Genomic DNA, 6,261 nt, shown 5'->3' with positions numbered 1-6,261 from the left:
CTACCATCGCCGACAAGCCCGTTGCTGTCGCCGCACCAAACGTGCTCAGCAAATAGTCGGTGTACAAATCGAGTTCTTTGTTCTTCATGGCGACAGGTTATCGTATGCACTGCGTAACATCAGTTACGATCTTACTGCGCTGCCGTGATCAGGGTTCATGTGCTGCTCAAAATCCTCATGTACAAAAGTACATTCCGGTTTCTGCGCTGCGCTTCACCCTGCTGACGGCTGCTCGCTACAGATCGTAAACAGGTTCCAAGTCCAGCACCGGTCAAATACGGCGCGGCCCCACCGCGCCGTTTTCAATTTGAAGCCCGCAACACATGCCCAAGCCCATTTTATTTGCTTCCGATCTGCATCTGTCCGATGCAGACCCCGCCACGACAGCAGCCTTTCTCGCGTTTCTTCATACCCAAGTTCAGACGGCCAGTGCGCTCTACTTGCTTGGCGACATCTTCGAATACTGGATTGGTGACGACGATCAAAATGCCCTGAACGGGCAGATTGCCGGCGAATTACGCGCCTTGGCCAAAAACGGCGTATCCATTTTCCTGATGCACGGGAATCGCGATTTTTTGCTGGGGCCGCAGTATGCAGCGGCAGCCGGGGCCACACTGCTCGATGATCCCTTTATTCTCAACGCGTTTGGCCACAAGCTGATCCTGAGCCATGGCGATGTACTTTGTACCGACGACACTGCCTACCAGCAATTTCGAGCAACAGTACGCCAACCTGCTTGGCAGCGTACTTTTCTGGCGCGCCCACTGGCTGAGCGTAGAGCGGAAGTAGAACGTATCCGCGCCGCCAGCGAACTAGCCAAGAAAGACAAGGCATCAGATATCATGGACGTGAATCCTCACTCAGTAGCCAACTTGTTTGTACAACATACCGGCGCAGACCTGATACATGGCCATACCCATCGCCCCGCCCGACACCAACATGACTTGGCGCAAGGCACTCGCCAGCGCTGGGTGTTGCCAGATTGGTACGGTGGAGAAGGCGGATATCTACAGCTGGATGAGACGGGTCTTTCCTTCGTCGGGATCAACACCAATGCGACTTGGCGCTAATTTCACCTAGTCACAGCCCTGTCATTATTCACATTTTGATAATTGACTTCCCCTTCCAGCGGCATAGACTGCGCAAATTATTGCGGTGCAACATCAGTCGGCAAGACCGATTTATCAGGAAGTAACGGCAAAATGAATGCTCCTACCGCCGCCCGGCCCAAATCCAGGCCCGATCAGCAATTTGAACTCTTCAATGAAAGTGCCGACCTAGCCAGCCGTAACGTCGAAAGATTGGTCACAGCCCAATTCGATGGTTATCGAGACTGGGTAGCCGCATTGCATGGCCCCCGCGCACCTACCGAGCGGCTGCAGGAGCATCTTGATCAAAGCTTGAACCTTGGCTGCGCCTTGTTTGTGGCGCAAGTATCGGCTATCACCGATGCCATGCAACTCGTAGAAAAAACGCTTGCAGAACAACAACGCAGCCTGCTATCCAACCTGAGCGCACAGCCCAACGTTGTAGGCGAACCCTTGATAAAAGCGGTTTGTGTTAGCAGTTGTGCCTTTGATTCGTTGTCCAAGGCTACCCGCCAGGTGGCTAATTTCGCCAGCACACGATTCTCAGCCGCCGCCAAGAATGCCGTTCAGCAAGCGCGCGAAAAAATAAGCGGCCTCGACTAGGCAAGCATTAACGCAAGCTCCCATCTTGCAAAGGCCTGTCGCATTGCAAAACCATTCCGTTTACGCCGCGATTTGTCGCGCAGGTGGTGCTAGCATCCATTTACATGCTCAAGCTCACACAAATCAGCCTCTTACGCGATGGCAAAACGGTCCTCGATAGCATCAGCGCAAGCGCACCGCTGGGTCAGCTCACCAGCCTGTTGGGGCTGAATGCCGCCGGCAAGTCCAGTCTATTGGCTGTCGCAGCGGGCGAATTGAGCCCCAGCGGGGGTGAAGTCTTGTTCGATGGACTGAATGTAAGCCAAGTGCCTACCGAACAACTGGCCCGGCGGCGAGCAATGCTGCCTCAATCAAGCACGCTGCATTTCGACTTCAGTGCGCGCGACATCGCCCTGCTGGGAGCTGCACCTTTTCCAGAAATCGCGTCAAACCAGCTGCCCGGGCTGATCAACAGCGTGCTGCGACTTTGCAGTGTGTATGATCTAGCTGATTGTCCCTATCCCCAACTTTCAGCAGGCGAGCAGCGGCGTACCCAGCTTGCCCGCGTATTGGTGCAAGCTTGTGCCGCCGCAGCACAAGGACCTGCGTTCTTGCTGCTCGATGAGCCAACAGCCTGTCTGGACCCCTATCACCAACACGTGCTACTCGCGGGCTTGCAGCAGCTGGTCCGTACGCTGCCTCTGTCTGTCGTGGCCAGCCTGCAGGATGTCAATCTCGCACTTAAGTACTCCGACCACGCTTGGCTGCTACGCCAAGGCCGTCTGGTAGCATCAGGCCCCAGTTGCGAAACGCTGCTGCCGACTCAACTCAACCGGGTATTCCCTCTGCATATACGTAGTACGGCAGATGCATTGCTCTTTAGTCTGCCTGGTAGCTGAAGTCCGCAGTTAAAGGCTTGGATTGCGTGCTAGCGCGGTAGGCGGTAAAACGCAGGTAGCATCGACCGCCCACTATCATATCTATGCAATTGTTGGTCGCTCGATACAGCGTACAGGAAACACTGGCGATCGCCTCGTCACTTCCCTAAAATCTATAGTTCCTGTCCAACGGTTATCGCCATGAAGCTGATCGCATCGCTCACCAGCCCCTACGCCCGCAAGGTGCGTATCGTGCTGCAAGAAAAGCGCATCGAATGCCCATTAGCCGTGGATATTCCTTGGAATGCCGACTCCAAAGTCGTAGATGTCAATCCGCTTGGTAAGGTCCCCGTATTAGTGCTTGATGATGGTTCAACGCTGTTTGATTCGCGCGTCATTGTTGAATATCTCGACCATGTCTCACCGGTTGCCAAGCTGATCCCCAACGACTACCGTCACGCCATACAGGTGAAGCGTTGGGAAGCGCTTGCTGATGGTATTTGCGATGCCGCTGCGATTATTTTTCTCGAACGCAAACGCATGCCTGAACAACAAAGTCAGGATTGGATTAAACGCCAGGAAGCCAAGATTACCCGTGGCTTACAAAGCTTGGCCGAAGATCTTGGTGAGAACAGCTGGTGCAATGGCGAAAGCTACAGTCTTGCTGACATCGCGGTTGGCGCTTGCCTTGGGTATCTGGACTTTCGCTTTGCAGAAATCACCTGGCGTAGCAGCTACCCCAATCTAGCCCGATTGGCCGACAAGCTTGCCCAACGGCCAGCTTTCGCCGACACCGTCCCACAAGCCTAAACAAGGGATTGCCTGCCTAGCGCCTACATTTGACTGAATACACAGAGGCCGCACCCGCATAGGTGCGGCCTCGCGCTTTTTTCCACCGCTACAGCATGTGGTCCTCATCAAGCCTCAGCCCAGTCGCGTACAGCGATGGCTTACAAAAGTTATCTTCCTGCATATAAAAATGTATGCACGTCGATAATTTTTTGTTTGAAAACGGTCCAACAAGCCAAGGTTTTTTGAGTATCCATTGCATGTTGTGTTTGAACACGAAGACTCGGTCTTAACCGATCTGAAGAGGTCTCTCCAATGAAATTCCGTTTTCCTGTCATCATCATCGATGAGGATTTCCGCGCCGAAAATTCCAGTGGTTTGGGCATCCGCGCCCTGGCCAAAGCCATTGAAGAAGAGGGCTATGAAGTCCTCGGCGTAACCAGTTATGGCGATGTGACTGGCTTTGCCCAGCAACAAAGCCGTGCGTCCAGCTTCATCCTATCTATCGACGATGAAGAATTCATGGGGGCGGAGCCCGGCGAGGAAACCACCGCCATCAAGAATTTACGCACCTTTGTTGCAGAGATACGCTACAAAAACGCCGACATACCCATCTTCCTATACGGTGAGACCCGAACCAGCCGCCATATCCCCAACGATGTGCTGCGTGAGCTACACGGCTTTATCCATATGTTTGAGGACACGCCCGAATTCGTCGCCCGCAGTATCGTGCGTGAAGCGAAGAGCTATCTCGACACCCTTGCGCCCCCCTTCTTCCGTGCGCTACTGCATTACGCCCAGGACGGCTCTTATAGCTGGCACTGTCCTGGCCATTCCGGTGGCGTGGCTTTCCTTAAATCACCAGTAGGGCAGATGTTCCACCAATTCTTCGGCGAGAACATGTTGCGCGCCGACGTTTGCAACTCGGTGGATGAACTCGGCCAGTTGCTCGACCATACGGGCCCGGTTGCCGCCTCAGAGCGCAATGCCGCACGTATCTTCGGTTCTGACCACCTGTTCTTCGTCACTAATGGCACCTCGACCTCGAACAAGATGGTTTGGCATGCCACCGTGGCCCCAGGCGATATCGTGGTGGTGGATCGTAACTGCCATAAGTCCATTCTGCATTCGATCATGATGTGCGGGGCTATCCCGGTGTTCCTGATGCCCACCCGAAATCACTACGGCATCATCGGTCCAATCCCGCTGGATGAATTCCGGCCGGAAACCATCCAGAAGAAAATCGAAGCCAACCCATTCGCCAAAGAAGCGCTGGCCAAGCGCCCTGGCAGCAAGCCACGCATTCTCACCATCACCCAGTCGACCTACGATGGGGTGCTGTACAACGTGGAAATGATCAAGGAAGTGTTGGGCGACACGATCGATACCCTGCACTTTGACGAGGCTTGGCTACCCCATGCCGCTTTCCACGATTTCTACAAGAATATGCATGCCATTGGGCACGACCGCCCGCGCTCAAAAGAAGCGATGGTGTTCGCTACCCAATCGACCCATAAATTGCTGGCTGGTTTGAGCCAAGCCTCGCAGATTCTGGTGCAAGAATCAGAAACCCGACAGTTGGATCGACATCGCTTCAACGAGGCCTACCTAATGCATACCTCCACTTCACCGCAGTACTCCATCATCGCTAGTTGCGATGTGGCGGCTGCCATGATGGAAGCGCCAGGCGGGACAGCCTTGGTGGAAGAATCGATATTCGAAGCACTGGACTTCCGCCGCGCCATGCGCAAAGTGGCTGCTGAGTATGGCGATAGCTGGTGGTTCAAGGTGTGGGGACCAGATTACCTGGCCGAGGAAGGGCTGGGTGAACGGGCGGATTGGGAACTGCACGCCAACGAACATTGGCATGGGTTTGGTGCACTGGCCGACGGTTTCAACCTGCTCGACCCGATCAAGGCGACCGTCATCACACCAGGTCTGGATGTGGACGGAAACTTCTCCGAAACCGGCATCCCAGCCGCCATCCTGACCAAATATCTGTCCGAGCACGGCATTATTGTCGAGAAGACTGGCCTTTACAGCTTCTTCATCATGTTCACAATCGGTATCACCAAAGGACGCTGGAATACGCTGGTCACCGAATTACAGCAGTTCAAAGATGCCTACGACGCCAACTCACCGCTATGGCGCGTCATGCCGGAGTTCATCGCCAAGAACCCGCGCTATGAAAAAATCGGCCTGCGCGACCTATGCCAGCAGATCCACGAGGTTTATCACGCGGGTGATGTGGCCCGGTTGACCACCGAAATGTATCTGAGCGACATGGTGCCTGCCTTGAAGCCCGCCAAAGCCTTTAGCAAAATGGCGCATCGTGAGATCGAACGGGTGCCATTGGATCAGCTGGAAGGCCGTATCACCGCCATATTGCTAACCCCCTACCCACCTGGTATCCCGTTGTTGATCCCAGGCGAGCGTTTCAACAAGACCATCGTCGATTATCTACGCTTCGCACGTGCCTTTAACGAGCGCTTCCCAGGATTTGAGACAGACATACACGGTTTGGTGAGGGATGAAAAAAGCGGCGAGTATTACGTAGATTGCGTTATTCAATAAACGCCTCGGCTCCAACCCACCAAAAAACCGTCCCCCACAGGCGGTTTTTTGTTTCATACCGCAGCCTAGACAAACCCAGTTAAGGCTGCGCCTTCGAGGTATTGGTTGTTTTGTCCGAACCCGGGAGATACAACGCGCCTTTGTAACCACAAGCGTTTAGCAGGCAAACCAGCAAGCAAAGAATAACAAGACGCATGGCGAGCAGCCTGGGAGGGTAAAATCGAAATACTAACTGATGTTACGCAGTGCATACGATAACCTGTCGCCATGAAGAACAAAGAACTCGATTTGTACACCGACTATTTGCTGAGCACGTTTGGTGCGGCGACAGCAACGGGCTTGTCGGCGAT

At 54.1% G+C, this 6,261-nt stretch carries 6 protein-coding genes; 5 read left to right on the top strand and 1 reads right to left on the bottom strand.

All coding sequences use genetic code 11. The features are described from left to right. The first annotated feature begins 323 nt into the window (after positions 1–323). The 5 genes from CSQ89_RS19045 (at position 324) to CSQ89_RS19025 (ending at position 5,911) form a co-directional block, all read left to right on the top strand. On the top strand, positions 324–1,070 hold the full coding sequence (locus CSQ89_RS19045; protein ID WP_099407636.1) for a UDP-2,3-diacylglucosamine diphosphatase: 747 nt from the start codon (positions 324–326) through the stop codon (positions 1,068–1,070). Between the two features lie 132 nt (positions 1,071–1,202). Then, the gene (locus CSQ89_RS19040) at positions 1,203–1,691 is read left to right on the top strand and encodes a hypothetical protein (protein WP_099407635.1); all 489 of its coding nucleotides are present in this window, start codon (positions 1,203–1,205) and stop codon (positions 1,689–1,691) included. Positions 1,692–1,795: 104 nt separating this feature from the next. Continuing rightward, the gene (locus tag CSQ89_RS19035) at positions 1,796–2,569 is read left to right on the top strand and encodes an ATP-binding cassette domain-containing protein (protein ID WP_099407634.1); all 774 of its coding nucleotides are present in this window, start codon (positions 1,796–1,798) and stop codon (positions 2,567–2,569) included. 180 nt (positions 2,570–2,749) lie between these two features. Continuing rightward, the gene (locus tag CSQ89_RS19030; protein WP_099407633.1) at positions 2,750–3,358 is read left to right on the top strand and encodes a glutathione S-transferase; all 609 of its coding nucleotides are present in this window, start codon (positions 2,750–2,752) and stop codon (positions 3,356–3,358) included. Between the two features lie 294 nt (positions 3,359–3,652). After that, positions 3,653–5,911: an arginine/lysine/ornithine decarboxylase gene (locus CSQ89_RS19025; RefSeq protein ID WP_099407632.1), complete on the top strand. Its 2,259-nt coding sequence runs from the start codon at positions 3,653–3,655 to the stop codon at positions 5,909–5,911. A gap of 79 nt (positions 5,912–5,990) precedes the next feature. Here CSQ89_RS19025 and lptM read toward each other — a convergent pair whose 3' ends face one another. Further along, positions 5,991–6,107: an LPS translocon maturation chaperone LptM gene (gene lptM, locus CSQ89_RS23910; RefSeq protein WP_099407631.1), complete on the bottom strand. Its 117-nt coding sequence runs from the start codon at positions 6,105–6,107 to the stop codon at positions 5,991–5,993. Positions 6,108–6,261: the final 154 nt, after the last annotated feature.

The sequence above is a fragment of the Chitinimonas sp. BJB300 genome (assembly GCF_002735695.1).
Lineage (GTDB): Bacteria > Pseudomonadota > Gammaproteobacteria > Burkholderiales > Chitinimonadaceae > Chitinimonas.
Note: the sequence above shows the minus strand (reverse complement) of the source record. Positions and strands in the feature narration are given on the sequence as shown.

What these genes read in the sequence shown, in the direction of transcription:
- CSQ89_RS19045 (WP_099407636.1), top strand. Translation starts at nt 324, where the DNA reads ATGCCCAAGCCCATTTTATTTGCTTCCGATCTGCATCTGTCCGATGCA.
- CSQ89_RS19040 (WP_099407635.1), top strand. Translation starts at nt 1,203, where the DNA reads ATGAATGCTCCTACCGCCGCCCGGCCCAAATCCAGGCCCGATCAGCAA.
- CSQ89_RS19035 (WP_099407634.1), top strand. Translation starts at nt 1,796, where the DNA reads ATGCTCAAGCTCACACAAATCAGCCTCTTACGCGATGGCAAAACGGTC.
- CSQ89_RS19030 (WP_099407633.1), top strand. Translation starts at nt 2,750, where the DNA reads ATGAAGCTGATCGCATCGCTCACCAGCCCCTACGCCCGCAAGGTGCGT.
- CSQ89_RS19025 (WP_099407632.1), top strand. Translation starts at nt 3,653, where the DNA reads ATGAAATTCCGTTTTCCTGTCATCATCATCGATGAGGATTTCCGCGCC.
- lptM (WP_099407631.1), bottom strand. Translation starts at nt 6,107, where the DNA reads ATGCGTCTTGTTATTCTTTGCTTGCTGGTTTGCCTGCTAAACGCTTGT.